General features: G+C 66.5%; 27 protein-coding genes. 14 read left to right on the top strand and 13 right to left on the bottom strand.

Features of this window, described 5'->3' with window-relative positions; all coding sequences use genetic code 11:
* Positions 1-8: 8 nt before the first annotated feature.
* Genes MF607_RS03655 through MF607_RS03620 form a run of 8 tightly spaced genes read right to left on the bottom strand, consistent with a single transcriptional unit; the run spans position 9 to position 6,068 of the window.
* Complete coding sequence (locus tag MF607_RS03655; protein ID WP_242116091.1) at positions 9-356, bottom strand: HesB/IscA family protein; 348 nt, start codon at positions 354-356, stop codon at positions 9-11.
* On the bottom strand, positions 356-820 hold the full coding sequence (locus MF607_RS03650) for an SUF system Fe-S cluster assembly protein (protein ID WP_242116090.1): 465 nt from the start codon (positions 818-820) through the stop codon (positions 356-358). The genes MF607_RS03655 and MF607_RS03650 overlap by 1 nt, the downstream gene beginning before the upstream one ends.
* Positions 817-2,040, bottom strand: coding sequence for a cysteine desulfurase (locus MF607_RS03645; RefSeq protein ID WP_242116089.1), 1,224 nt, complete (start codon positions 2,038-2,040; stop codon positions 817-819). The genes MF607_RS03650 and MF607_RS03645 overlap by 4 nt, the downstream gene beginning before the upstream one ends.
* The gene (locus MF607_RS03640) at positions 2,019-3,095 is read right to left on the bottom strand and encodes a SufD family Fe-S cluster assembly protein (protein WP_242116088.1); all 1,077 of its coding nucleotides are present in this window, start codon (positions 3,093-3,095) and stop codon (positions 2,019-2,021) included. Before MF607_RS03640 ends, MF607_RS03645 begins: the two co-directional genes overlap by 22 nt.
* Positions 3,095-3,838, bottom strand: a complete 744-nt coding sequence (gene sufC / locus MF607_RS03635) for a Fe-S cluster assembly ATPase SufC (protein WP_242116087.1) — start codon at positions 3,836-3,838, stop codon at positions 3,095-3,097. The genes MF607_RS03640 and sufC overlap by 1 nt, the downstream gene beginning before the upstream one ends.
* Positions 3,839-3,883: 45 nt before the next feature.
* Positions 3,884-4,180 (bottom strand): hypothetical protein, encoded by a 297-nt coding sequence (locus MF607_RS03630; protein WP_242116086.1) that lies wholly within the window; start codon positions 4,178-4,180, stop codon positions 3,884-3,886.
* On the bottom strand, positions 4,177-5,640 hold the full coding sequence (gene sufB, locus MF607_RS03625; RefSeq protein WP_242116085.1) for a Fe-S cluster assembly protein SufB: 1,464 nt from the start codon (positions 5,638-5,640) through the stop codon (positions 4,177-4,179). Before sufB ends, MF607_RS03630 begins: the two co-directional genes overlap by 4 nt.
* The gene (locus tag MF607_RS03620) at positions 5,640-6,068 is read right to left on the bottom strand and encodes an SUF system Fe-S cluster assembly regulator (RefSeq protein WP_242116084.1); all 429 of its coding nucleotides are present in this window, start codon (positions 6,066-6,068) and stop codon (positions 5,640-5,642) included. Before MF607_RS03620 ends, sufB begins: the two co-directional genes overlap by 1 nt.
* 449 nt (positions 6,069-6,517) lie before the next feature.
* On the opposite strand from MF607_RS03620, the gene MF607_RS03615 reads away from it, so the two are divergent.
* Both MF607_RS03615 and MF607_RS03610 read left to right on the top strand, forming a co-directional pair.
* The gene (locus MF607_RS03615) at positions 6,518-7,504 is read left to right on the top strand and encodes a quinone-dependent dihydroorotate dehydrogenase (protein WP_242116083.1); all 987 of its coding nucleotides are present in this window, start codon (positions 6,518-6,520) and stop codon (positions 7,502-7,504) included.
* Positions 7,504-8,181 (top strand): HPP family protein, encoded by a 678-nt coding sequence (locus MF607_RS03610; RefSeq protein WP_242116445.1) that lies wholly within the window; start codon positions 7,504-7,506, stop codon positions 8,179-8,181. The genes MF607_RS03615 and MF607_RS03610 overlap by 1 nt, the downstream gene beginning before the upstream one ends.
* Before the next feature lie 165 nt (positions 8,182-8,346).
* Here the strand turns inward: MF607_RS03610 and ggt are convergent, their stop codons facing one another.
* Positions 8,347-10,092 (bottom strand): gamma-glutamyltransferase, encoded by a 1,746-nt coding sequence (gene ggt, locus MF607_RS03605; RefSeq protein WP_242116082.1) that lies wholly within the window; start codon positions 10,090-10,092, stop codon positions 8,347-8,349.
* Positions 10,093-10,206: 114 nt separating this feature from the next.
* On the opposite strand from ggt, the gene MF607_RS03600 reads away from it, so the two are divergent.
* From MF607_RS03600 to MF607_RS03590, 3 genes are all read left to right on the top strand, one after another.
* A complete protein-coding gene (locus MF607_RS03600) occupies positions 10,207-11,997 on the top strand; it encodes an AMP-dependent synthetase/ligase (protein WP_242116081.1) in 1,791 nt (596 codons plus the stop codon).
* Positions 11,998-12,479: 482 nt separating this feature from the next.
* Positions 12,480-12,842 carry a DUF4919 domain-containing protein gene (locus MF607_RS03595; protein WP_242116080.1) on the top strand — a complete coding sequence of 121 codons (363 nt, stop codon included), beginning with the start codon at positions 12,480-12,482 and terminating at the stop codon, positions 12,840-12,842.
* A 97-nt stretch (positions 12,843-12,939) separates the two neighbouring features.
* The gene (locus MF607_RS03590; RefSeq protein WP_431311893.1) at positions 12,940-14,112 is read left to right on the top strand and encodes an MFS transporter; all 1,173 of its coding nucleotides are present in this window, start codon (positions 12,940-12,942) and stop codon (positions 14,110-14,112) included.
* Positions 14,113-14,409: 297 nt separating this feature from the next.
* Here the strand turns inward: MF607_RS03590 and MF607_RS03585 are convergent, their stop codons facing one another.
* Together MF607_RS03585 and MF607_RS03580 are read right to left on the bottom strand one after the other, a co-directional pair.
* Complete coding sequence (locus MF607_RS03585; protein WP_242116078.1) at positions 14,410-17,313, bottom strand: M16 family metallopeptidase; 2,904 nt, start codon at positions 17,311-17,313, stop codon at positions 14,410-14,412.
* A 105-nt stretch (positions 17,314-17,418) separates the two neighbouring features.
* Positions 17,419-18,138, bottom strand: coding sequence for a Crp/Fnr family transcriptional regulator (locus tag MF607_RS03580; RefSeq protein ID WP_056454362.1), 720 nt, complete (start codon positions 18,136-18,138; stop codon positions 17,419-17,421).
* Between the two features lie 136 nt (positions 18,139-18,274).
* Between MF607_RS03580 and MF607_RS03575 the strand changes: the two genes are divergently transcribed.
* The 7 genes from MF607_RS03575 to MF607_RS03545 all read left to right on the top strand — a co-directional run bounded on the left by MF607_RS03575 (position 18,275) and on the right by MF607_RS03545 (position 22,378).
* Positions 18,275-18,850, top strand: coding sequence for a NifU family protein (locus MF607_RS03575; RefSeq protein WP_242116444.1), 576 nt, complete (start codon positions 18,275-18,277; stop codon positions 18,848-18,850).
* Entirely contained in the window at positions 18,850-19,440 is a 591-nt protein-coding gene (locus MF607_RS03570; protein WP_242116077.1) for a malonic semialdehyde reductase, read from the top strand. Before MF607_RS03575 ends, MF607_RS03570 begins: the two co-directional genes overlap by 1 nt.
* 7 nt (positions 19,441-19,447) lie before the next feature.
* Positions 19,448-20,065, top strand: coding sequence for a tRNA (adenosine(37)-N6)-threonylcarbamoyltransferase complex dimerization subunit type 1 TsaB (tsaB, locus tag MF607_RS03565; RefSeq protein WP_242116076.1), 618 nt, complete (start codon positions 19,448-19,450; stop codon positions 20,063-20,065).
* Complete coding sequence (locus tag MF607_RS03560; RefSeq protein ID WP_242116075.1) at positions 20,062-20,559, top strand: GNAT family N-acetyltransferase; 498 nt, start codon at positions 20,062-20,064, stop codon at positions 20,557-20,559. Before tsaB ends, MF607_RS03560 begins: the two co-directional genes overlap by 4 nt.
* A gap of 118 nt (positions 20,560-20,677) precedes the next feature.
* A complete protein-coding gene (locus MF607_RS03555) occupies positions 20,678-21,091 on the top strand; it encodes a Ros/MucR family transcriptional regulator (RefSeq protein WP_056454375.1) in 414 nt (137 codons plus the stop codon).
* Between the two features lie 116 nt (positions 21,092-21,207).
* Positions 21,208-21,630: a Fur family transcriptional regulator gene (locus MF607_RS03550; protein WP_056004519.1), complete on the top strand. Its 423-nt coding sequence runs from the start codon at positions 21,208-21,210 to the stop codon at positions 21,628-21,630.
* Positions 21,631-21,634: 4 nt separating this feature from the next.
* Positions 21,635-22,378 (top strand): lysophospholipid acyltransferase family protein, encoded by a 744-nt coding sequence (locus MF607_RS03545; RefSeq protein ID WP_242116074.1) that lies wholly within the window; start codon positions 21,635-21,637, stop codon positions 22,376-22,378.
* Here the strand turns inward: MF607_RS03545 and MF607_RS03540 are convergent.
* Positions 22,368-23,297, bottom strand: a complete 930-nt coding sequence (locus MF607_RS03540) for a Gfo/Idh/MocA family protein (RefSeq protein WP_242116073.1) — start codon at positions 23,295-23,297, stop codon at positions 22,368-22,370. The genes MF607_RS03545 and MF607_RS03540 overlap by 11 nt on opposite strands.
* Before the next feature lie 68 nt (positions 23,298-23,365).
* Positions 23,366-24,121, bottom strand: a complete 756-nt coding sequence (locus MF607_RS03535; protein WP_242116072.1) for a competence/damage-inducible protein A — start codon at positions 24,119-24,121, stop codon at positions 23,366-23,368.
* A gap of 64 nt (positions 24,122-24,185) precedes the next feature.
* Between MF607_RS03535 and map the strand changes: the two genes are divergently transcribed.
* Together map and MF607_RS03525 are read left to right on the top strand one after the other, a co-directional pair.
* Positions 24,186-25,013 (top strand): type I methionyl aminopeptidase, encoded by an 828-nt coding sequence (gene map, locus MF607_RS03530; protein ID WP_242116071.1) that lies wholly within the window; start codon positions 24,186-24,188, stop codon positions 25,011-25,013.
* Positions 25,014-25,322: 309 nt separating this feature from the next.
* A complete protein-coding gene (locus tag MF607_RS03525) occupies positions 25,323-25,661 on the top strand; it encodes a P-II family nitrogen regulator (RefSeq protein ID WP_183112272.1) in 339 nt (112 codons plus the stop codon).
* The last annotated feature ends 48 nt before the right edge of the window (positions 25,662-25,709 follow it).

The raw sequence follows: 25,709 nt of genomic DNA, 5'->3' as shown, positions 1-25,709 counted from the left end.
TGGGACGATCAGACCGTGAAGCTTTCCCCGCACCCGCACGCGCCCTTGGCGTTCGGATTGGCGAAGACGAAGCCCGCGGTGAAATCGTCCTCGACCCAGTCCATCGTCGAACCGATCAGGTAGAGGATCGATCCGCCATCGACGAAGAAGGTACCGCCCGGCGTTTCGATCCGTTCGTCCATCGCATTGGCGGCGGTGACGTAATCGACCGAATAGGCAAGGCCTGAACAGCCGCGCCGGGGCGTCGACAGCTTGACGCCGATCGCGTCCGCCGGTGCCTTCGCCATCAAATCGGCGACGCGGCGTTCGGCGTTCGGGGTAAGGTTGATCGCGGCGGGGCGGACGCGCGTGGCCATTACAGCATTCCCAGTTCGAGCTTGGCGTCGTCAGACATCTTCTGCGGATCCCATGGCGGATCCCAGACGAGGTTGACATCGGCGGTCGAGACGCCCGGCACCGCCGAGACGCGCAATTCGACCTCGGCCGGCATCGACTCCGCGACCGGGCAATGCGGCGTGGTGAGCGTCATCGTCACCGCGACATGGCCGTTGTCCGCGACATCGACGCCGTAGATCAGCCCGAGATCGTAAATGTTGACCGGGATCTCGGGATCGAAAATTTCCTTCAACGAGGCGATGACCGCTTCGTACAGGTCACCGCCCGGCTCTCCCGCCGGTTGCGGTTCGGGCTTTTGCGCCAGAAATCCTTCGAGATAGTCGCGGCGACGCGGCGGCGCCTCCTCCGCATCGGTCACGCGCGCGCGCGGTGGCGACGGCACTGCGCTCACCTCCTCGATCTCGAAATGGCGTTCGTCGTTCATCCAAAAATCCTGCTTACCCGTTCCAGTCCGCGCACCAGCGCGTCAACATCGGTCCGTCCGTTATACACGCCGAAGCTCGCCCGCGCGGTGGCGGGGACGCCCAGCACGTCCATCAGCGGCTGTGCGCAGTGATGGCCGGCGCGGATCGCGACGCGTTCCTCGTCCAAGATGGTGCCGACATCGTGCGGATGCACCCCCTCCACGACAAAACTGACGATCCCGGCGGCATCGTCCGGCCCGAGTAGCCGGACCGAGTTGATCCGGCCCAGCGCTTCACGCGTCGCGGTGACCAACGCCGCTTCGTGGCCGTGGATCGCGTCCAGCCCGATGCTCTCGACATAGTCGATCGCGGCATGCAGGCCCAGCGCGCCGACGATATGCGGCGTCCCCGCCTCGAACCGTGCGGGCGGCGGGGCATAGGTGGTGCGTTCGAACGTCACGCGGTCGATCATCGCGCCGCCGCCCTGCACCGGATGCATCGCTTCGAGCAGTTCCGCGCGGCCCCACAGCACGCCGATGCCGGTCGGGCCGTAGAGTTTGTGGCCCGAAAAGACGTAGAAGTCGCAGTCGAGTGCGGCGACATCGACCGCGATCCGCGGCACCGCCTGACACCCGTCGAGCAGCAGCCTCGCGCCGACCGAATGGGCGATATCGGCGGCACGCCGCGCGTCGAGGACCGATCCGAGCACATTCGACACATGCGCCAGCGATACCAGCTTGTGCTCCGGCCGGATCATCGCCGCCATCGCGTCGAGATCGATCCTGCCGTCGGCGGTCAGCGGGACGACGTCGATCGCCGCGCCGATCCGCTCGGCGACCAGCTGCCACGGCACGATATTCGAATGATGCTCCAGCATCGACAACAGGATACGGTCGCCGGCCTTCAGATGCCGCTCGGCCCAACCTTGCGCGACAAGATTAATTCCCTCAGTAGCGCCGCGCACGAACACGCATTCTTCCGGCGCGCCGGCACCGAGGAAGGCCGCGACGCGACGGCGTGCTGCCTCATAGGCCAGCGTCATGTCGGCCGAACGCTGGTACACGCCGCGATGCACGGTGGCATAGGTCGTATCATACGCGCGGGTGATCGCGTCGATCACGGCTTGCGGCTTTTGCGACGTCGCGGCGGTGTCGAGATACGACCAGCCGGCGGGGATTGCCGGGAAGTCGCCGACGCGGTCGAGGGGGGTAGTGCTGGTCAAAGTGCCGCTTCCAGCCATGCGTCGGCGTCGGCGGCGAAGGCTTCGCGCACCGTGTCGTCGCCGATCCGGTCGAGCGCATCCGCGACGAACGCATGGGTCAACAACGCCTTTGCCCGCGCCTCGCCGACGCCGCGGCTGCGCAGGTAGAACAGCGCGCGGGCGTCGAGTTCGCCGACCGTCGCGCCATGCGCGCACTTCACGTCGTCGGCGAAGATTTCGAGTTCGGGCTTCAGGTTCACCGTCGCCGTCCGCTGGAGCAGCAGGCCGCGCAGCGACTGTTCGCCATCGGTCTTCTGCGCCCCGCGCGCGACTTCGACGCGGGCGGCAAGGCTTGCCTGGCTGCGATCGGCGGCGACGGCGCGCCACGTCTGGCGGCTCGATCCGTTGAGGGCAGCGTGGCGGACGGCGACGGCGCATTCCTGCCGCTGCTGTTCGCGGGTCAACAGCGCACCGCCATAATCGACGAACGCGGCGTCGCCATCGAGCGTCAGTTGCGCGTCGATCCGGCTGCCCATGCCGCCGGCGCCGAGGAACTGGCTGACGAGGCTCGCCGCTTCCCCCACCACCGCTTCGTCGCGGATCGACACGAAGCCGTCCGTCTGGAGCAGGCGGACGTTGCGCATCAGCCGCGCACCGCGTTCGAGGTCGATCTGCGTCAGGCGATTGGTCCAGCCGCTGCCGACATAGGTCTCGACGACCGAGGCGACGGCATCCTCGTCGAGCGTCAGCCGTGCGGGGAGATGGTTCTCCGCACCGGTCGCGATATGGACGATCTGCACCGGTTCGACGACCTCGGCCGCCGACAGGTCGATCGACCAGCCCGCCGCCCCCGATGCCTGCACGCCCAGCGGGTGCGCGGTGTCGAGCGTCAGCGGCGACAACGCGACATGGCCGGGGGTGCTGCGCTCGGGCGCATAGACGCCGTCGACGAACACGATCCGTGGGCCGGCGAGGTCGAGCCAATAGCCGTCCGCACTCGCCGCTGCACCACGGGCCGATCCGGCCGCGGCGGTCAGCGCGGCCAGGTCGGTCCAGCGGAACGCCTCTTGCGCGTTGGTAGGAAGCGTCGCCATTAAGCCGCCACCGCTCCATAGCCTTCGCGTTCCAGCTCGTGCGCCAGTTCCTTGCCGCCCGAACGGACGATGCGGCCGTCGGCCAGCACATGGACGAAGTCAGGCTGCACATAGTCGAGCAGGCGCTGGTAATGGGTGATGAGGATTACGCCCTTGTCCGGCCGACGCATGATGCGGTTGATGCCGTCGCCGACGATGCGCAGCGCGTCGATGTCGAGGCCGCTGTCGGTTTCGTCGAGGATGGCGAGCTTCGGGTCGAGGATGCCCATCTGCACCATCTCGTTGCGCTTCTTCTCGCCACCCGAAAAGCCGACATTCACCGGCCGCTTCATCATGTCCATGTCCATGCCCAGCGCGTCGGCCTGCGCACGGGCGAGCTTCAGGAATTCGGCACCCGACAGCGGCTTTTCGTCGCGGGCGCGGCGCTGGCTGTTCAGGCTCTCGCGCAGAAACTGGACGTTCGACACGCCCGGAATCTCGACCGGATACTGGAAGCCGAGGAACAGGCCGGCGGCGGCGCGGGCATCGGCCTCCATCTCCAGCAGGTCTTCGCCGGCAAAGGTCACGCTGCCCTCGGTCACTTCGTATCCGGGCCGCCCGCCCAGCACATAGCCGAGCGTCGACTTGCCGGCGCCGTTCGGCCCCATGATCGCATGGACCTCGCCCGCATTCACGGTGAGCGACAGGCCCTTCAGAATTTCCTTACCGTCGATTTCGGCGTGGAGATTGTCGATGTTCAGCATGTTCCGTCCTGTTCGTGCGGGGCCGCGCCCGCGTATCTCAAAAGCTTAGGGCGTCTCGCCAGCAACCGGTTCGGTGCCGAACTCGGCCTCGGCGGCGTCCGGGTTGGTCAGCACCGCCTTCATCGATGCGTCGATCTTGTCGAGCATCGGTGCATGTGCCTTCGCAACCTTTGCCCGCACCGGTGCGCAAGCCTTCGCCGCATCGTCGAAGATCGCGACCCGCGCCGCGGCCTCGGTCGGCGGCTTGGCCATGCGCGGATCGGTATTGATCCGCTCCGACAGGCATTCGGCATAGGGCGCGGTCGGCGCGACCGCCTGCAGCGCCAGTAGCAGCGCGATCACCCCACCGACCCTTCGAGGCTGATGCCCAGCAGCTTCTGCGCCTCGACCGCGAATTCCATCGGCAGCTGTTGCAGCACTTCGCGGGCGAAGCCGTTGACGATCAGCGCGACCGCCGCCTCCGAATCCAGCCCACGCTGCATCGCGTAGAACATCTGGTCCTCGGAAATTTTGCTAGTCGTCGCCTCGTGCTCGATCTGCGCCGAGGGGTTCTTGACCTCGATATAGGGCACGGTGTGCGCGCCGCACTGGTCGCCGAGCAACAGGCTGTCGCACTGGGTGAAGTTGCGCACGCCCTCCGCCGAGGGGCCGACGCGCACCAGCCCGCGATAGGTATTGTCGCTGCGGCCCGCGCTGATCCCCTTCGACACGATGGTCGAGCGCGATCCCTTGCCCAGATGGATCATCTTGGTGCCGGTATCGGCCTGTTGGCGGTTGTTGGTGACCGCGACCGAGTAGAATTCGCCGACGCTGTTTTCGCCCGCCAGGACGCAGGATGGGTATTTCCAGGTGATCGCGGAGCCGGTCTCGACCTGCGTCCACGACACCTTGCTGTTCTTCCCCTGACAAAGCGCGCGCTTGGTCACGAAGTTGTAGATGCCGCCCTTGCCGTTCTCGTCGCCGGGATACCAGTTCTGGACGGTCGAATATTTGATCTCGGCGTCGTCGAGCGCGACCAGTTCCACGACCGCCGCGTGCAGCTGGTTCTCATCCCGCATCGGCGCGGTGCAGCCTTCGAGATAGCTGACATAGCTACCCTTGTCGGCGACGATCAGCGTCCGTTCGAACTGGCCGGTATTTTCCGCGTTGATCCGGAAATAGGTCGACAGCTCCATCGGGCAGCGCACGCCCTCCGGAATGTAGACGAAGGTGCCATCCGAAAAGACCGCGCTGTTGAGCGTCGCGAAGAAGTTATCCCGCTGCGGCACGACTTTGCCCAGCCATTTGCGAACCAGATCAGGATATTCGCGGATCGCTTCGCTGATCGAGCGGAAGATGACGCCGGCGGCTTCGAGTTCCTTGCGGAAGGTCGTCGCGACCGAAACGCTGTCGAACACCGCATCGACCGCGACCTTGCGCGATCCCTCGACGCCGGCGAGCACCTTCTGCTCCTCGATCGGAATGCCGAGCTTTTCATAGACGCGCAGGATTTCGGGATCGACCTCGTCGAGCGACGACAGGGTCGGCTTCTTCTTCGGCTCCGCGTAATAATAGGCGTCCTGATAATCGATCGGATCGATGTTCAGTTTCGACCAGTCGGGCGCTTCCATCGTCTGCCACAGGCGGAACGCCTTCAGCCGCCAGTCGAGCATCCATTCGGGCTCGTTCTTCTTGGCGCTGATATAGCGGACCGTATCCTCGCTCAGCCCCTTGGGTGCGAAGTCCTGTTCGATGTCCGAGGAAAAACCCCACTCGTACTTTTTGTTCGCGGCGGCGAGCGCCTCGGCATTCTTGGTGGCCATCACACTACCTCTTGGGGCATCGCCCCGGTGTTCGCGAGTTGAGCGAGCGTCACGCCCGCCAGAGCGCCCCGGACCACGGCGTTGACCGTGCCGGCATGGGGTCGGATCATGCAGTTCGTCTCCACCGCGCAATCGTGCCGCGCGGCATCGACGCAGGTGGTGAGCGCGATCGGCCCCTCGATCGCCTCGATGATCTGCGCCAGGTCGATCGCGTGGGGCGCGCGGGCAAGGCGGAAACCGCCGCCGGTACCGCGTCCCGTCTCGATCAGTCCGGCGGCGGACAGGCGGCTGACCAGCTTCTGCACGGTCGGCAGCGGCAGGCCGGTTTCCTCCGCCAGCGCGGTCGCCGTCACGCGCACGTCCCCGTCCCGCCGCGCGGTGGCGGCAAGCAGGACGACGGCGTAGTCGGCAAGGCTGGAAAGGCGCATGGATTCCTTAATCGGATCATTCCGGTCGGATTGGCATGTGGTCGCGCGGGGGCGTGAGGTCAACCGGGATTGTTTCGATCGTTGTGATCGATTGTTTGGGACTTGAAGGATTTGGTTCGCGCGAAGGCACGAAGAGAAGGAGGTTTGAGGTTCGCGCAGAGGCGCGAGGGATAGTGCGCCTCGTGTATCGAACCCGCCTGGTCACTAGCCAGATACGACGTCGCCCCAGCGAAGGCTGGGGCCTTCTGCGGCGAGGCGAGCGGGCCGATACGCAGAGATCCCAGCCTTCGCCGGGATGACGTATGCGGTGGAGGAACTGCATCGGCTGGTCCAGATGAAACCCCTCTGCGCCTCCGCGCCTCTGCGCGAACCAATCTTCTTCGTGCCTTCGCGCCTTCGCGTGAAACCGAATCTTCCTTCCGCCGCCCGCCGGCGATACAGCGCGACCCATGGCCTGGTATCACCCGCTCCTCTTCGCCCTCGACGCCGAACGCGCGCATTCGCTGACGATCGCCATGCTGGAGGCGTGGGGCAAGGCGGGCGCGCCGATGGCACCCCGCACCAACAGCAAGCACGCGGTGACGGTCGCCGGCATCCGCTTCCCCAATCCGGTCGGGCTGGCGGCGGGTGTCGACAAGGATGCGCGCGCGGTCGCGGGTTTCCTCGGCCTCGGCTTCGGCTTTGTCGAGGTCGGTACGCTGACGCCCAAGCCCCAGCCGGGCAATCCCAAGCCGCGCATCTTCCGCCTGCCCGAGGACCGGGGCGTGGTGAACCGGCTGGGGTTCAACAATGGCGGCATCGACGCGGCGCTGGCGCGCGTGGAAGTCCTGACCCCCCGCCCCGGCATCATCGGCATCAATGTCGGCGCGAACAAGGATTCGACCGACCGTATCGCCGATTACGGGACGGCCGTCGCGAAGGCCGCGCCGCTCGCCGACTATGTCACCATCAACATCTCCAGCCCGAACACGCCGGGCTTGCGCGACCTGCAATCGCAGCCCGAACTGGGGCAGTTGATCGCCGCCAGCGACGCCGCGCGCCATGTCGGGGGCAAGCGGGTGCCGCTGTTCCTGAAGGTCGCGCCCGATTTGTCGCGCGACGGGCTGGCAGTCGCGATCCGCGCGGCGGTCGATGGCGGGGTCGATGCGCTGATCGTGTCGAACACGACCATATCGCGTCCCGAAACGCTTCGGTCGGGGAATGCCAAGGAAACCGGCGGGCTGTCGGGCGCGCCGCTCGCCCCGCTCGCGCTGGCCAAGCTGGTCGAGGCGCGCGAGATCGCCGGCGGCGCGATCCCGCTGATCTCGGCGGGCGGGATCGGGTCGGCGGACGAAGCGCGGCGGCGGCTCGATGCCGGGGCCAGCCTCGTCCAGCTGTACAGTGCGCTGGTCTATGAAGGGCCCGGCCTCGCCCGGCGGATCGTCGACGGGCTGTGATCCCGCTGTTCCGGCCACTGCTCGCCAATGCCGGGTTCGGGCGGCGGCTGGTCGCCTGTATCGGTGCCGCGATCGGTATCGCGCTGACCATGGTCGTGTGTTCGCAGGTGCCGTGGATCGAAGGCGACCTGCCGATCATCGTCGCGCCGCTGGGCGCCTCGGCGGTATTGGCGTTCGCGGTCCCGGCCAGTCCGCTGGCGCAGCCCTGGCCGGTGGTCGGGGGCAATATCCTGTCGACGCTGGTCGGCGTGGCGGCGTTTCAGGCGATCCCGAACGTCACCGTCGCCGCCGGGGTCGCGGTCGGCTGCGCGATCCTCGCCATGTCGCTGTGCCGCTGCCTGCACCCGCCGGGCGGGGCGGCGGCGCTGACCGCGGTGATCGGCAGCGCAGGTATCCACGACGCGGGCTATGCGTTCGCCTTCGCGCCGGTCGGGATCAATTCGATCGCTTTGGTGTCGATCGGCATTTTCTATCACCGCATGACCGCGCTCAGCTATCCGCACGAGCCGGCCTCCCCGGTTGCAGTTGCAGCGGCGGTGGAGCCGGGCGGGATCCGGGTCGAGGACATCGACGCGGCGCTGGCCGAAACGCCGGATGCGTTCGACATTGCGCCGGAGGATCTGACGCTGCTGCTCGAACGGGCGGAGCATTTCGCGCAGGCGCGGCGGAAGAAGTAGCGGTTCGCGCGAAGGCGCGAAGACGCGAAGGAACTGGTGCCGTTGGCAACCTTATCCGCGTCAGCGGCCTCTTCCGTCGCGGCAACGAAGGATAAGGTCTTCCGGTCGCGGAGGTATCGCCTCGTTCGCAACCCTTCGCGCCTTCGCGCCTTCGCGTGAACCAGTCTACTCGACGATCACCTTGCCCTCACGCCGCGGATCGAAGCCGCCATCGATCTTTCCGTCGCGCACGATCACGCCGTGCAGTCCCGAATCCTCGCCCTGCCCCGGCTGCAGGCGGATGCCCTTCGCCGCGAGCGCGCTGAGGATTTCCGGCGAGAATTTCGTCACCTCCCCCTGAAAACTGTCGCCGCGCGCGACGAGGTTGGGGAGCGCCAGCGCCTGCTGCATCGGCAGCTTCCATTCGACCGCGCCGATCAGCGACTTGCCGACATAGGCGAGGATCGCATTGCCCCCCGCCGATCCCAGCGCGCCGGCGAACTTTCCCTGCCGGTCGATCATCACCAGCGGCGTCATCGACGATCGCGGCCGCTTGCCCGGTGCGACCGCGTTCGCGGCGGCGCGGCCCTGCGCATCGACGGGGGAGAAGGCGAAGTCGGTCATTTGATTATTCAGGAAGAAGCCGTCGACCATCCGGCCGCTGCCGAAGATGCTTTCGACCGTCGTCGTCATCGACACGACGTTGCCCGCCGCATCGCCGACGATGAAATGCGAGGTTCCCGCCGGTTCGCGGGTCGTGTCCGCCGCCGCCGTCACCGTGCCAGCCGGGACCCCCGCCGCGGGCGCCGGACCGGCGGTCGCGCCGATCAGCTTCGCCCGCTCGGACAGATAGGCCGGTGCCAGCAGCCCGGCGACCGGCACGTTCACGAACTTGGGATCGCCGACATACAGGTCGCGATCGGCGTACATCAGCCGGCTCGCCTCGGCGAAGAGATACCAGCTTTGCGGATCGTTCGGCCCGCGCCGGTCGATATCGGTGCGGCCGAGAATGCCGAGCAGCTCGATCAGCCCGACCCCGCTGGAGGGCGGCGGCGGGGTGCAGACGATATAGACCCGCCAGTTCGCGCACAGCGGATCGCGCTTGACCGCACGATAGCCGGCCAGGTCGGCGAGCGTCATCGTGCCCGGCAGCGTGCCCGTCGTCGTGCGTGCGACGATGCGCTTCGCCGTCTCGCCGGTATAGAGCGCATCCGGTCCCTGCTTCGCCAGCCGCTTGAGGAAATCGGCATAGGCACCGTTCCTGATCCGGTCGCCGGTGGTGGCCACCGCCCCGTTCTTCCCCTTGAAGTAACGGCGGACATCCTCCGCCTGCAACTCGGGGAAGCGCCCGGTCAGGAAGCGGCCGAGGCGCGGCGAGATGACGAAGCCCTTGCGCGCGGTCCGCTCGGCATCGTCGAACAGGTCGGCCCATGGCAGCGTGCCATGGTCGTCATGCGCCTGCCCCAGCATCCGCACCGCGCCGGGCACCCCGGTCGCCCGCCCGCCCAGCACCGCTTCGGCAAAGGGCAGCGGCTTACCGTCCGCACCCAGCAGCATCGTCGGCGTCGCGCCGGCAGGGGCAACCTCGCGTCCGTCATAGATTTCGACCTTGCCGGTCTTCGCATTGAAATAGGTCATGAACGCACCGCCGCCCACGCCCGAACTCTGCGGTTCGACCAGCGACAGCATCGCCTGTACCGCGATCGCCGCGTCCACCGCGCTGCCCCCGCGCCGCAGCACCGCCATGCCGGCTTCGCTGGCCAGCGGATTGGCCGACACCACGAACTTCTGATGCTGTTCCGCGACCGGGGCGGCGGGGGCGGAGGCAGGCGCAGCGGGGGCCGCGACCTCGGGCCTGCCGAACGGCAACAGGTTGCAGCCCCCCAGCGACACGGTGGCGAGCAGGGCGGCGGCGATCGTCAATTTCCTCATGGCTGCCGTGTCTAACCAAGACGATCCGCCCCGTCACCCGCGTTCGGACCATGTTCGGACATTGCCGAGACCGTAGCGTCTGCCTACACCCTGGCATCTGGAGAAGGATGACGAATGGTCCGGCAGCTCGAACGATTCCCCAATCTAATCACGATGTTCTTCACGCGGGCCAGCGAGCGCGGCGATGCGCCCTTCCTCTGGCGCAAGACCGGCGGCGGGTGGGTGTCGATCAGTTGGGCCGACGCGGCCCGACAAGTCGCCTCCCTGGCGACCGCGCTGAAGGCGATCGGGCTGAAGCGCGGCGACCGGGTGATGCTGGTCAGCGAGAACCGGCCCGAATGGTGCATCTCCGACCTCGCCATCATGGCGGCGGGGTGCGTGACGGTGCCGACCTATGTCACCAATACCGTGCGCGATCATGGGCATATCATCGAGAATTCGGGCGCCTGCGCGATCATCGTGTCGACCGAAAAGCTGGCGCGCACCGTCCTGCCCGCCGCGCTGCGCGCGACCAATTCGTCGGAAAAGATCATCACGATCGAACCGATGAAGACCGCGCAGCAGGGCAGTCTGGAATTCCACGACTGGCACGATCTGATCGCGCGGCATCCGGCCGATCCAGCGCAGGTCGCGGCCGCGGCCGATATGCAGCGCGAGGACCTTGCCTGCATCATCTACACCTCCGGGACCGGCGGGTCCCCACGCGGCGTGATGCAACATCACGGCGCGATCCTGCACAACGTCAATGGCTGCTGCGTCGTCATCGCCGAGGACTTCGGTTGGCGCGACGAGGTGTTCCTGTCGTTCCTACCGCTCAGCCACGCCTATGAACATACCGGCGGGCAATATTTCCCGATCGCGCTGGGCGGGCAGATCTATTACAGCGAAGGGCTCGACAAGCTGGCGGGCAATATCGAGGAAGTGCGCCCGACGCTGATGGTCGTAGTCCCGCGCCTGTTCGAGGTGCTGCGGGCGCGCATTACCAAGGGCATCCAGAAGCAGGGACGCATGTCGACGTGGCTGCTCGATCGGGCGATCGAGATCGGCGCACGCGAAGGCGGGCCGCGCCTGACCGACCGTCCGGCCAAGCTGCTGGTCGACACGCTGCTCAAGCCCAAAGTCGCCAAACGCTTCGGCGGGCGGTTGAAGGCGATGGTGTCGGGCGGCGCGCCGCTCAATCCCGATATCGGTAATTTCTTCGACTCGATGGGACTGTGCCTGCTGCAAGGCTATGGCCAGACCGAGGCCGCGCCGGTCATTTCGTGCAACCGCCCGGCGGCGGGGGTCAAGATGGACACGGTCGGCCCGCCGCTCGCCGATACCGAAGTCCGCATTGCCGAGGACGGCGAGATCCTCGTGCGCGGCGAGCTGGTCATGCACGGCTATTGGCGCAACGAGGCCGAGACCGCGCGCGTGCTGAAGGACGGATGGCTGCACACCGGCGACATCGGCGAGATCGACGACCGGGGGCGCATCCGCATCACCGATCGCAAGAAGGACATCATCGTCAACGACAAGGGCGACAATGTCGCGCCGCAAAAGGTCGAGGGGATGCTGACCCTGCAGGACGAAATCGCGCAGGCGATGATCGTCGGCGACCGGCGGCCCTACATGGTCGCGGTGATCGTGCCCGATGCCGACTGGACCCAGCAATTCTGCGCGAAGGGCGGCGCGCGCTGCGACTTCGCCCGACTGCGCGAGGACAGCGACTATCGCGCGGCGCTGGGCGCGGCGGTGGAGCGGGTCAACAAGGACCTGTCGGTCACCGAACGCATCCGCCGCTTCATCATCGCCGACGAACCGTTCACCATCGAAAATCAGCAACTTACGCCAAGCCTGAAGATCCGGCGGCATGTGTTGAAGGACGTGTATGGCGAACGGCTGGACGCGTTGTACCGGGGGTGACGCGGCGCCAAAGTTCACGAAGTTCACACTCGCGCGCATGTTGCGCGGCGCGCGCTCGGCTGGCGAGGGCGGCGATGCGGGATCGATGGTGAGACAGAGTGCGCCTCGGGCATCGCATGCGGTCCGGGCTGTAGGAAAGACGTTTGTGGGCTGGCGGCGATCGGAAAGGCGAAGGCGTTACCTACCAGCCAGATCGTCACCTCGGACTTGATCCGGGGTCCCGCTCTTGCGAACCCTTGCCGAAAGTCCGCTATATCGTGTCCCAGCGAAGGCGGGGACCCAGGACCGCATTCGCAAGCCTTGATTTTGCGTGGCTCTGGACCCCCGCCTTCGCGGAGGCACGCGAGGGCTCGGGGATTGGCACAAGCTCTTTGCAAAGATCCCACTGTTGCAGCGTCGAAACGCACACCGACGTACGACATTGATTTAAAATGGAATAACTTGCGATAGCATCACTCTTCCCGATTGACGGCAAGACCCGCTTGCGACAGCCTTCGCAAAAACCGGGGGAAAAAATCATGCTGCTGGCTCTCCTTCTCGCGTTCACCGGAACGCCGGCCGAACTGGTCGACCCACGACTGCCGCGTCGGCTGGAAAAGGCGAATGTCGGTCGTGATGGCGCGTCGGCGGCAACCGCCTACAAGGTCGACAGCGTCGCCGAAGAATATCAGATCGCCCGCAAGCTCGGCGTGCGAACTCGTGGGCAGGCGCTGATCGAACAGGATGGGAGGATGTTCGACATGCTGATGGGTACCGATGCCGATGGCAAAGATCGCGAATTGTGGTTCGATATTAGCTCCTTCTACGGTGAAGCCGCCCAAGGCATCCTCAAGGCCCTAAAATGACGAATACGTATGGATAGCCGTTTGACCGGTTGATCGATCGCCATCCCCTCCCATATGGCCCGCTGTGAAATGCTGCGTCGCAGCAAGGAGCGTGCCCGTGACCCGTAACCCTGCCCTCGTCCACCTTGCGCTTGCGCTCGGCGGTTTCGCGATCGGGACGACCGAGTTCGCGACGATGAGCCTCGTGCCCTTCTTCGCGCCCGGGCTGGGCATCGACGAACCGACGGCGGGGCATGTCATCAGTGCCTATGCGCTGGGCGTGGTGGTCGGCGCGCCGCTATTGGCGGTGCTGACCGCGCGGATGGCGCGGCGGACGGTGCTGATCGCGCTGATGGCGTGTTTCGGTATCGCCAATGCGGCGAGCGCGCTCGCGCCGAATTACGACGCGATGCTGGTGGCGCGGTTCTTCAGCGGGTTGCCGCATGGTGCCTATTTCGGGATCGCGGCGCTGGTCGCGGCGTCGCTGGTTCCGGCCGAAAAGCGGACGCAGGCGGTCGGGCGGGTCATGCTGGGGCTAACGACCGCGACGATCGTCGGTGTGCCGCTCGCCAATGCATTGGGACAGGCGATCGGGTGGCGCTGGGGTTTCGGCGTCGTCGCGGTGCTGGCGGCGGCGACGATGGCGATGGTCGCATGGATGGCCCCCCATGACCGGCCGGACCGGTCGGCCAGCCCGCTTGCCGAACTGAGCGTGCTGCGTTCGGGGCAGTTGTGGCTGACGCTCGGCATCGGCGCGATCGGCTTCGGCGGCATGTTCGCGGTCTATACCTATCTTGCCTCGACGCTGATCGAGGTGACGGGGGCCGGTGCGGCGATGGTGCCGGTGGTGCTGGCGGTATTCGGCATCGGCATGACCGTCGGCAATCTGGTCGTGCCACGCTTCGCCGACCGCGCGCTGATGCCGACCGCGGGCGGGCTGCTGTTGTGGAGCGCGGCGACGCTGGCGCTGTATCCGCTGGCGGCGGGGCAGTTGTGGTCGATGCTGGTGATCGTGTTCCTGATCGGCATCGGCGGTGCGCTCGGCACGGTGCTGCAGACGCGGCTGATGGATATTGCCGAGCACGGCCAGAGCCTTGCCGCGTCGCTCAACCATTCGGCGTTCAACACCGCCAATGCGATCGGGCCATGGGCGGGCGGACTGGCGATCGCTGCCGGCTATGGCTGGACCTCCACCGGGATCGTCGGGGCCGGGCTGGCGCTGGGCGGATTTGCGATCTGGGGGCTGGCGGTGATGGCCGGCGCGCCGGTGCGGCGGCGGGCGGCGGCCTGATTCCTTGAAGTAGAGGAAGGGGTTCGCGCGGAGGCGCGGAGGGGTTGCGTTCCGGGCAGGCGCTTTACGGACGGGAGACCGTCCGCGACGGGACAGCGGAGTGCTAAGGCCGCTTACGCGGGCGATCGAGCAACGCACGCAACCCCTCCGCGCCTCTGCGCCTCTGCGCGAACCAACTCTACTTTGCGCCTTCGCGCCTTCGCGTGAACCGATCTTCTTGTAACGAAGGGGGACGCCTGTGGACGCCCCCCCTCCACCATCCTGCGGATGGCCTCCCTCCCCGCAGCGCGGGGAGGATTATTTCTTCTCCGGGACCACAGCCATCGACCAGTCCTTGGAGGGGACAAGGTACTTTGCGGCGAGTGCCTGCAATTCCTCGGGCGTCGTGCCGCGGATGTCGTTGATGATGCCGGGGATCGCCGCCAGCCGGGCCGGATCGCGGGTACCGCCCTGCGTCTGGTTCATCCAGAACATGTTGCCGCTCGACATGCGGGCGATCAGCTGGATCACCGGCAGCTTGGCGCGGTCGAGTTCATCGGCCGGCACGGGGGTCTTGACCAGATCGGCGGCGAGTTCGCGCGCGAGGTCGAAGAAGAAGCCGGTCCGGTCGGGCGGCACCATGCCGATCGCCATGATCCGCCCGCCGCCCGGCAGCCCGACCGGCCAGTTATTGTCGACGTTCGGCGAATAGCTGACCCCCGCCTGGCTGCGCAGCCGGTCGAGCAGGCGGTCGCGGAACACCGCCGCCAGCACCTCCAGCTTGCGGCTTTCGGTCAGGCCGGCGCTGCCGCCGCCGGTCGGCCATGCGATCGCCGCCGCCGCCTGATTGGGCTGGCCGCCATGGGTGCGCGTCACCGGCTGCGCGACATGTTCGGGGAATCGGACCGACGGTGGCGGGCTGGTATCCGCCGGGCGCTTGGTCATGGCCCCGATCGTCGCGGCGACTGCATCGATCGCCGCCTGTTGCGGGACGTCGCCGAACACCTGCACCTCAATCGGGCCGGTCGCGAGCAGCGGCGCCCAGAACGCCTTGAAGCTGGCGGGGGTCAGCGCTTCGATATCCTTGCGGTCGGGGCTGACCCAGCGTGCGTCGCCGGCGTGCAGCAGTCCTTCGAGATCGCGGCCCATGACGCCGTCGGGCGAAGCACCCAGCGCGTCGTAGCTGGCGAGCATCACCGCCCGCGCCCGCGCCACTGGCCTGGGGTCCCATGCCGGCGATTGCAGCTTGGCGGCGATCAGCTTCAACTGATCGGTCAGGTCGGCGGCGGTGGTCGTGCCGGCCATGATGAAGGCGTCGTCGTCGATGCCGAACGACAATCCGATCTGCCGCCCGCCGGTCAGCCGGTCGAGTTCCTCCTGCCCCAGCACGCCTTTCGGCGTCTGGATGCCCGAGGCGACCAGCGCGAGATCGGCGGCGAAGGCCGGGGTCCGGCGATCGGTGGGCAGCGCGTTCAGTCCCCGGCCGAAGCGGACCCGGACATAGACCTTGCCCGTCTCGGACTCGTTCGGGAACAGCAGCAGCGACGATCCATTGGCGAAGTCGACGCGCTCGACCGGCGGATCGGGGAGCGCCATGCTGCGCGTGGCGATCGTGCCGGGCTTGCCGAGCGGGGCGAGGCGATCGAAGCCGATCGCCGCCTGCCCGCCGCGCTTCGCGTTGGTGCCGGTGACCTTTTCGTTGAGCGCGGCGGTCAGCTTCGCCAGCGTCGTCGGATCGGGAGTGCGGGTGTTGACCAGCGCGCGGGTGGCGGTCCCTTCGAACACCTTCTTCGTCGCCGCCTGCACCCGGGCGGGGGTGAAGAACTTCTTGGTCACCGCGCCTTCGAAGATACGCAGCGACGTTTCCGGCCCGGCCACGGTCTCGCGGATATCGGTCGCGGCGATCAGATTATCGGCGAGCAGCGCGCCCGCCGTCACCGGCGCGGTACGGACCTCGTTTTCCATGCCGGCGCGGATCTCGGCGACCTCGCGGTCGATCTCGGCCTGGGTCGGCGGGGTGCGGATCGCATCGGCGATCGCCTGTCGCACGTCGCGCAAAGCTGCCGCCCAGTCGTCGCCCAGCGGCAGGATCGACACCTGCGTGATGTTCGCCGATCGCGACACGTCGTCGAGATTGGCGCCCGCGGAGATGAAACTGCCGCCACTGCGCGCCCGACTCTCCAGCCGCCGGTTGAGTATCCGCAACCCGATCTGGTCAATCATCCGCTCCTGATTGAACACGATCGTGTCGTCGCCGACCGTCCACGGCCTGAGCACCGCCATCTGCAACAGCGTCGGGATGGTCGGTTCGCTGACCGTCGCCGCGACCGGTTCGTCGGCCTTGGGCGATCCGAATTTCGGCTCGGCCGGTGCCGGGCCTGTGCCGGCCCAAGCGGAGAAATGCTTCTTCACCATCGCTTCGAGGATCGCCGGATCGGCGTCGCCGGCGATGACGATGATCGCGCGGTCGGGACGATACCAGTGGTCGTGGAACGCCTTGACGCTGGCAGCGGTGGCGGCTTGCAGCGTATCGACATTGCCGATCGGCGAGCGGTCGGCGAGTGGCTGTCCGGCAAAGAACAGCGCACGGGTCGCATCGCCCAGCCGCACCTGCGGCCCCGGCTGCTCGCGCTGTTCGGACAGGACGACCGGCCGCTCGGCGTCGAGTGCCGCCTGGCTGAGCGTCGGTTCGGTCATCATCCCCGACAGGATCTTCATGCTCTCGTCGAGGCCGGCGGGCGTCGCCGATGGCAGGTCGAGCTTGTAGACCGTCTGCGTGAAGCTGGTCGATGCGTTGCTGTCGGAGCCGAAGGTGACGCCGAGCCGCTGCCACACCCGTTTCGATTCGCCATCGGGGACATAGGCCGAACCACGGAACGACAGATGCTCGATCAGGTGGGCGAAGCCGCGTTCGCTGTCGGTTTCCATGAGCGAGCCGGCGCCGATCGCGACGCGGATCGCGATCTGCCCCGGCGGTACGCCATTCTTGCGCACCGCATATTTCAGACCGTTGGACAGTACCCCATAGGTCCAGGACCGGTCGGGCGGAATGTCGCTACCCTTGAACAGCCATGGCGTGTCCGGCCCCTGCGCCACCGGTTCGAGCGGGGGGAGTTGGCGGACGGGGGCCGGCGATGCGGGCGGGGTCTGCGCAGCAAGCGGCGCGGCGATCAGGGCCAGGGTCGAAAACGCGCCCGTGGCCAAGCGGAACGGAAATGCCATGCGCCAAGGTGTAGCGTCGTTGCAACGCCCCGACCAGTATCGACAAACGGCGCGAAATATAAAGCTGTCGGGGTTCCGCCGTTCAGCGTCCGCTCAGTTTCGGTATCAGCGGTCTTCGCGACGCAGATACAGGTAGGAATCGTCGAATTCGGCGATCGCCTGCAATCCCGGCAGGTCGGTGATCGTCACGCGCCGCCCGCGAAAATCCATCAGGCCACGCTCCCGCAGGTCGCGCAGCGTCCGGTTGACGTGCACCGGGGTCAGCCCGGTGCAATCGGACAGGTCGGCCTGCGTCAGCGGCAGTCCGAAGCCATCGTCATCGGCCTGCCCGATCAGTCCCAGCCGGACGCGCAATTCGCAGATCAGGTGCGCGATACGCTGGATCGCGCTGCGCCGGCCGAGCGACAATTCCCATTCGCGGTGGATCGCGGCATCGAGTGCGGTCAGGAACCAGTAGACGCGTGCCAGATGCGGATGCTGTTCGGTAATGTCCTTCAGCTTCGCATGCGGGACCAGCACGACCCGGCACGGCGTGAGGGTCATGACATTATGGTCGAGCTGCTTCAGCGAGAAGCTGTGCAGGTCGAGGAAGTCGCCGGCGACATGCAGTTCGGTGATCTGCCGATCACCGCCTGGCAAATCCTTGTACCGGCACATTAATCCTTCCAGCAACAGCGTGCTGGAATGCAGGCGTTCGCCGGCGCGGATGCAGGTATGCTGCGTCGGCAGCGAGCGCACCTCCCCCAGCGAGTCACGGATCACCCGTTCCTCCTCCACCGAAATCGTGTCGCGCGCGCGCAATTTCGCCAGATGCGTCTCGATCACGGGTGCCTTCCCCTCTTGCAGTTGCCGGCTCGTACAGGAGCGTAACGATCGAGGCAACGCGCCGCGCTTCCCCATCAACGGAGCGTTTCCATGTCCTGCCCTTGATCCCTTGTCCGCCGGACGCCAAATGAGCGCCATGTTGATCGAGACCGAATCCACGCCCAATCCGGCGACGCTGAAGTTCCTGCCCGGGCAGGTCGTGATGGACGCGGGCACCCGCGATTTCGCCAGCCCCGAAGAGGCCGAGGCATCGCCGCTCGCGACGCAGCTGTTCGCGCTGGGCGATGTGGTCGGCGTCTTCTTCGGCCGCGACTTCGTGTCGGTGACCAAGGCGCCGGGTAGCGAATGGGCCGACCTGAAGCCCGATGTGCTGGCATTGATGCTCGATCATTTCGGCGGACGCATGCCGTTGTTCAACCCGACCGGGAGCGCGGGCTTTTCGGTACCGGCCGAAGAGACGAGCTTCACCGACGATCCTGCCGATGCCGATATCGTCGAACAGATCAAGGAACTGATCGAGACCCGCGTCCGCCCCGCGGTCGCCAATGACGGCGGCGACATCGTCTATCGCGGCTTCGACCAGGGCAAGGTCTATCTGCAGCTGCAAGGGGCCTGTTCCGGTTGCCCATCGTCGAGTGCGACGCTCAAGAACGGGATCGAGCAACTGCTCAAATATTATGTTCCCGAAGTCACGGAGGTTCGTGCAGTCTAATGGCCAAGCTCGACGATCAGGCGCTCGATACCCTGTTCCGCAGCGCGCGGACCTTCAATCATTATACCGACCGGCCGGTGACCGACGCCGATCTTCAGGCGATCTGGGACCTGATGAAATGGGGTCCGACCAGCGCCAATCAGCTGCCCGCACGCATCCTGTGGTGCAGCTCGGCAGAGGCGAAGGAAAAGCTGGCGGCATGTGCCACCGGCACGAACCCGGACAAGATCCGCGCCGCGCCGGTCACGGCGATCATCGGCATGGATACCGAGTTTCACCAGTATCTGCCCGAACTGCTCCCGCATGCCGACGCCAAATCGTGGTTCGACGGCAATGCCGAGTTGCGGCAGGCATCGGCATTCCGCAATTCGTCGTTGCAGGGTGCCTATCTGATCCTCGCCGCGCGCGCGCTGGGGCTGGATACCGGACCGATGTCGGGGTTCGATGCCGGCGCGGTCGACAAGGCGTTCTTTGCCGACACGCCATCGGTCCATGCCAATTTCATCACGACGCTCGGCTATGGCGACAGGAACACATTGCACCCGCGGTCGCCCCGGCCCGATTTCGCGAAGTTCAACCGGGTCGTCTGACGCGTACGTGCGGACGCTCGTCATCGAAACCGCCACTGCCGCCTGTTCGGTGGCATTGATCGAGGATGGCGCGGTGATCGCGCGCGACCATGTCGTGGTCGGGCGCGGCCATGCCGAACGACTGGTGCCGATCATTGCCGGACTACCCGGCCACGGCCGCGCCGATGCGATCCTCGTCGATTGCGGGCCGGGCAGTTTCACGGGCGTCCGCGTCGGGCTGGCGGCGGCGCGCGGACTCGGCATCGGTTGGGGCGTGCCGGTGCATGGCTATTCGTCGCTGGCATCGATCGCCGCCGCCGCATTGGCCGAACAGCCCGGCGATGCGATCGTCGCGGTGCTCGACGGCGGCCATGGTGAAGTGTTCCAGCAGGGATTCGACGGTGCGCTGATCGCCGATGGCCCCGCCATCTCCCGCAAACCGGACGATGCCGTTGCCGCGTTGCACGGCCGGCGCGTGGTCGGTCAGGGCCTTGCCCGGTTGCGGACGATCGACCCCGCCCTGCCCGCCTGCGATCGCCTGCCGGACGCTGCCGATGCGATATTGCTGAGCGCCGAACAGCGCAGCTTGCCCCCCGCCCCGCTCTATGGCCGGGCGCCCGATGCAGTGCCGAGCGTACGCGCATGAGCGACGTGCGGAGCGCCATCGCGCTGGCGACGGGCAGTGCCGCCGATGTCGACGCGGTCGACCGCGTCATGCAGGCGGCGTTCGACCCGCGCTTCGGCGAGGCATGGACGGCCTCGCAATGCCTTGGCATGCTGTCGCTGCCGGGAGTCTGGCTGACGCTGGCGCAGGATGCGGACGGCCTGGCGGGTTTCGCGCTGACGCGGACGGTCGCCGACGACGCCGAATTGCTGTTGCTCGCGGTTCTGCCCGACCGGCGCGGCTGCGGGATCGGGCGGGCGCTGCTGCAACGCGCGGTTGCCGAAGCGCGGTCGCGGGGTGCGGTGCGTGTCTGTCTGGAGATGCGCGCCGGGAACGATGCAACGCGGTTATATGTCGGCGAAGGCTTCGTCAAATGCGGCGAACGTCGCAACTATTATGGCGGTCGCAGCGGCGAACGGTTTGACGCCCATACCTATGTCCGATCGCTTTCCGACCCCGTTCCGGCGAAAATGTAACAGAGGCTGAATGACGTCGGCGATATTCTAAAAAAGTCGGGAATATTGTTGCACCGCCTCCATTCTGGTCCGATATCAGGCGGGAACCGCTCGGGCGGTTGAGTAAAGAGGGAATAGAATGGACATCCACGCGGAGCGCGACGACACGCTCATTGCCCTGACCGCGGACATCGTGGCGGCGCATGTCGGGAATAATCATGTCGATGTCGGCGATATCGCCGTCCTGATCCGCAGCGTACACGACGCCTTGAACGACCTCGGCACGCCGGCCGAACCCGTCGCCCCGCCCGCCGAACCGGCGGTGCCAGTGCGCGCGTCGGTGAAGCCCGACTTCATCGTCTGTCTGGAGGATGGACGGAAGCTCAAGATGCTCAAGCGTCACCTGATGACGCATTACAATCTTACGCCCGAACAATATCGCGCCAAGTGGAACCTGCCCGCCGACTATCCGATGGTCGCGCCCAACTATGCCGAACAGCGTCGCACGCTGGCGAAGAAAATCGGTCTGGGCACGCAACGCCGCACGCGTTGATCCGCGCGGGGCCGCGTCGGTTCGGACCGATGACGGCCCCGACGCCACTTAGCGGCTTTCACTCGGCGGCAGGGCGCGTTAGTGTCGGCGCACCTCCTCTGGACGTACAGGACCGCATGCCCCGCAAGATCGACCTCGAAGCATTGTGCCAACAAAAAGGGCTGCGCATCACCGAACAGCGCCGCGTGATCGCACGCGTGCTGTCCGAAGCCGACGACCATCCCGATGTCGAGAAGGTCTATGAGCGGGCATCGGCGATCGATCCGGGCATTTCGATCGCGACAGTGTATCGCACCGTCCGCCTGTTCGAAGAGGCCGGCATTCTCGACCGCCATGATTTCGGCGACGGGCGCGCCCGGTACGAGCCGGCACCCGAAGCGCATCACGACCATCTGATCGACGTCGAAAGCGGGCGGGTCATCGAGTTCGTCGATCCCGAACTGGAATTGCTGCAGAAGCAGATCGCCGAGCGCCTCGGCTTCCGCCTCGTCGATCACCGTATGGAACTTTACGGCGTCAGCCTCGAACGCAAGGGCTGATCGCATGTCGCCCGGCGCGCGCCTGCGATTGACGGCGCGTGCGGCAGCGATGCTGGCGACACTGCTTCTCTACCTGATACTGCATGGCCTCTGGCGAATGGTGCGGTTGCGCTCGCCATGGCCACCGCGCTTCCTCGGAGCGATTGCCCGGGTGGTGGGGGTACGGACGACCGTGATCGGCACGCCGGTCGCGCGCGACGTGCTGTATCTCGCCAATCACCAGAGCTGGATCGACATTCTTGCCATTGCCGGGGCCAGCGGCAGCGCGTTCGTCGCAAAGGGCGAATTGCGCGATGCGCCACTGGTCGGGTGGCTGTGTACGCTCAACCGCACGTTGTTTGTCGACCGCGGCGACCGGCTGGGGGTAGCGCGGCAGATCGATACGCTACGGCAGGCGCTGCTCGCCGATCATCCGGTGACGGTGTTTCCGGAAGGGACGACGGCACATCCGGGCGAATTGCTGCCGTTCAAGGCCGCGCTGCTCGGTGCGATCGATCCGCCGCCGCCGGGCCTGCGGGTGCAGCCGGTCTATCTCGATTACGGCGATGCGCACGAGGTCGCGTGGATCGGCGACGAACCGGGCACGACCAATGCCGCGCGTATCCTCGCGCGACCGGGCCGGATCGGGCTGACGATCCAGTTCCTGCCGCCGTTCGATCCGGCCGGACTGGGGCGCAAGGCGGTCGCCGGCCGCGCCCGCGACGCCATCGCCGATGCGATGGCGCGCGGACCGGTCGTTACTCGCTGAATTCCCCCACCGTCACCCGGCGGCCCAGCAGGAACGCGTCGTTGACATGGACGAAAGGCGACAGGTCCACGTCGCTCACCCGGTCGCGCAGGCATTCGGCGAAGCGGCGATAGAGGCGGGCATATTCGGGTTCGTCGCCGACGTCGACCGCGACCCCGTCGACCGCCATCTGCGATGCGCCCATCGACAGCTTCAGATGGCCGTTGTCGGTTTCGACATCGATGTCCCACGTCTGCGGTCCGGTCTGGTCGAAATCGAATTCGACTCGCACTGGCACCCCGGCGGTGTCGGTGAAGTCGAGATCGGCGGCGATCGGCGCGTCACGGTTCGACGGGAAGCGTAGTTCGGCGGCGTCGAGCAGCAACGGGCGCGGCAGGATACGGGTGATGACCGACAGCGCGTTGATGCCCGGATCGAACACGCCGATGCCCGGTTCCCAGATCCATGCCTGTCCCGGATGCCAGACGCGGACGTCTTCCTTCCAATTGACCTCGACCCGGCGGATGGTGCGCTCGGCGAGCCATGCACGCGCCGGCTCCACGGCGGCGGCCTCGCGCGAATGCCATGTCGCGAACAACAGCTTGCCGGCCGCTTCGGCGGCCTTCGCAAAGGCCTGCGCCTCGGACAGGGTCGCGGCGGGCGGCTTTTCGATCATGACGTCGAGCCCGTGGTCGAGCGCCTGCTGGATCAGGTTCAGCCGGCCGCGCGGCGGGGTGCAGATCGAGATCGCCTGTACATCGGGCACCGATGCCATCATCTCGGCGATCGTCCTGAAGCCGGGCACGCCCTCGGGCGCGCTGTGGCCGGTGACGGCGGCGACCAGTTCGAAATCGGGGCTGGCGGCAATGTGCGGGATATGCTGGTCGCGCGCGATCTTGCCGATACCGGCCAACGCGATGCGGGTCGGGGCGTTAGCCAACGTCGCTCTCCTGATGGGTTATTAGTCCGACATATCGGGAGGACGGCGGCCTTGCAACTGGGCTTCGCTCAGATTCCGCCAGTCACCGGCTCGCGCCCGGCGGTGCGCAACCGCTCGGCCAGATCGGCGATACACGCGTCGACCACGGCCGTATCGGTGGCGCGCACGACGAAGTTCGCGCCGGTGCGACCTTCGCGAAAGAACGGGTAGCTGCCGATCGCGACGCCGTCATGCGCGCGCTCGACGTCGCGCAGGATGTCGGCAACCTCGCTTTCGCCGACCCAGCAGCCGAGCGTCGCCGAGACGACCGGCCGGCCGCCCTCCAGCGTGCCCGTAAGGCTGTCGAGCATCGCGGCGGCGATATGCGGCACGCCGGCCATGATGAAGATGTTGCCGATACGGATGCCCGGCGCTCCCGACATGCGGTTTTCAATCAAGTCGCCGCCCTCGGGCACCCGTGCCATGCGCAACCGGGCGTCGGTCAAGCCGCCGCGCGTCTCGTAATAGGCTTCGAGGATCGCGCGTGCCTTGGGATGGACGATGACCGGCACGCCCAGCGCCGCCGCGATCGAGTCGACGGTGATGTCGTCATGGGTCGGGCCGATGCCGCCGGTGGTGAAGACATAATCGTTGCGCGCGCGCAGGATGTTGACCGCCTCGACGATCGCTTCCTCGCGATCGGCGACGACGCGGACCTCGCCCAGCCTTATGCCCTGCACGTTCAGCCAGCTGGCCAACTGCGCGATATTCTTGTCCTGCGTCCGGCCGGACAGGATTTCGTCACCGATGACGATCAAAGCGGCGGTCCAGATGCGGTCGGTCATGCGCGCGGACATAGCGTGGCGGCCCACCCTCGCCTAGCACCACTTCCTCGCTTATATGGGCGTAATGACCGAATATCAGACCGTCACCACCGATATGCCGCTGGCCCGGACCGGCGCGATCAAGCTGCACGATGCCGCCGGGTTCGAAGGGATGCGCCGCGCCGGGCGGCTGGCCGCGCATATTCTCGACGAGATTACGCCGCATGTCGTACCGGGCGTCACCACTGCCGAGCTGGACGCGATCATCTTCCGCCTGATGCGCGAGGGCGGCGCGGTGCCCGCGACGCTCGGCTATCGCGGCTATGCACATTCGACCTGCATCTCGATCAACCATGTCGTATGCCATGGCATCCCGTCGGACCGGACGCTGAAGGACGGTGACATCGCCAATATCGACGTCACCCCGCTGCTCGACGGCTGGCATGGCGACAGCAGCCGCACCTATCTGGTCGGCAATGTGCCGATCAAGGCGCGCAAGCTGGTCGACGTGACCTATGAATGCCTGATGATCGGTATCGAACAGGCGAAGCCCGGCAACCGGATGGGTGATGTCGCGCACGCGATCCAGCGCAATGCCGAATCGCACCGCTATGGCGTGGTCCGCGATTTCTGCGGCCACGGCCTGGGCCGGCTGTTCCATGACGCGCCGGAAGTGATCCATGCCGGCCGTCCAGGGACCGGGCCGGAGCTGCGGCCGGGCATGTTCTTCACCATCGAGCCGATGATCAATATCGGCCGGCCCGACGTGAAGATGCTCGACGATGGCTGGACGGCGGTGACCCGCGACCGCTCGCTGTCGGCGCAGTTCGAACATTCGATCGGCATTACCGAGGATGGCTGCGAGATCTTTACGCTCAGTCCGAAGGGCTACACGAAGCCGCCGTATCTGTAAATTCCTCCCCGGCACGGGGATGGGGACCAGCCGCAGGCTGGTGGAGGGGGGTTTCCGCAAAACGCAACCGTCGTGGAGGAGGAGGCCCCCCTCCACCATGCTGCGCATGGTCCCCCTCCCCGTGCCGGGGAGGATTTCTCAAAATCGCTGCCCGAAAAACCGGCACCCTGCCCCTTCTGCGGGCAATATCGACACCCCCGACCAAATCCCCGATGATCGTAGCCGAGGCGAATCGCCGGTTGGCACAATCTTTGTTTAACGGGACGTAAACGGCCAGACCGGCCGTGTCCGAGGGGATCGGCAAGGCGCATGAAGAAGATCGAGGCCATCATCAAGCCGTTCAAGCTGGATGAGGTGAAGGAGGCGCTGCACGAAGTCGGCGTGAGCGGCATCACCGTGACCGAAGCCAAGGGATTCGGCCGGCAGAAAGGCCATACCGAACTGTATCGCGGTGCCGAATATGTCGTCGACTTCCTGCCCAAGGTGAAGCTGGAAGTCGTGGTCGAGGACAGCCTTGCCGAACGCGTCGTCGAGGCGATCGCGGCCGCCGCACAGACCGGCCGCATCGGCGACGGAAAGATTTTCGTCATTCCGGTCGAGACCGCCTTGCGCATCCGCACGGGTGAGCGCAACGACGACGCGATCTGACGCAGCGCAGCAAAGTTTCGAATCGAGGGGCGTTCCGGCACGATACGT

This window comes from Sphingomonas lacusdianchii, from assembly GCF_022664395.1.
Classification (GTDB): Bacteria; Pseudomonadota; Alphaproteobacteria; order Sphingomonadales; family Sphingomonadaceae; genus Sphingomonas; species Sphingomonas lacusdianchii.
Note: the sequence above shows the minus strand (reverse complement) of the source record. Positions and strands in the feature narration are given on the sequence as shown.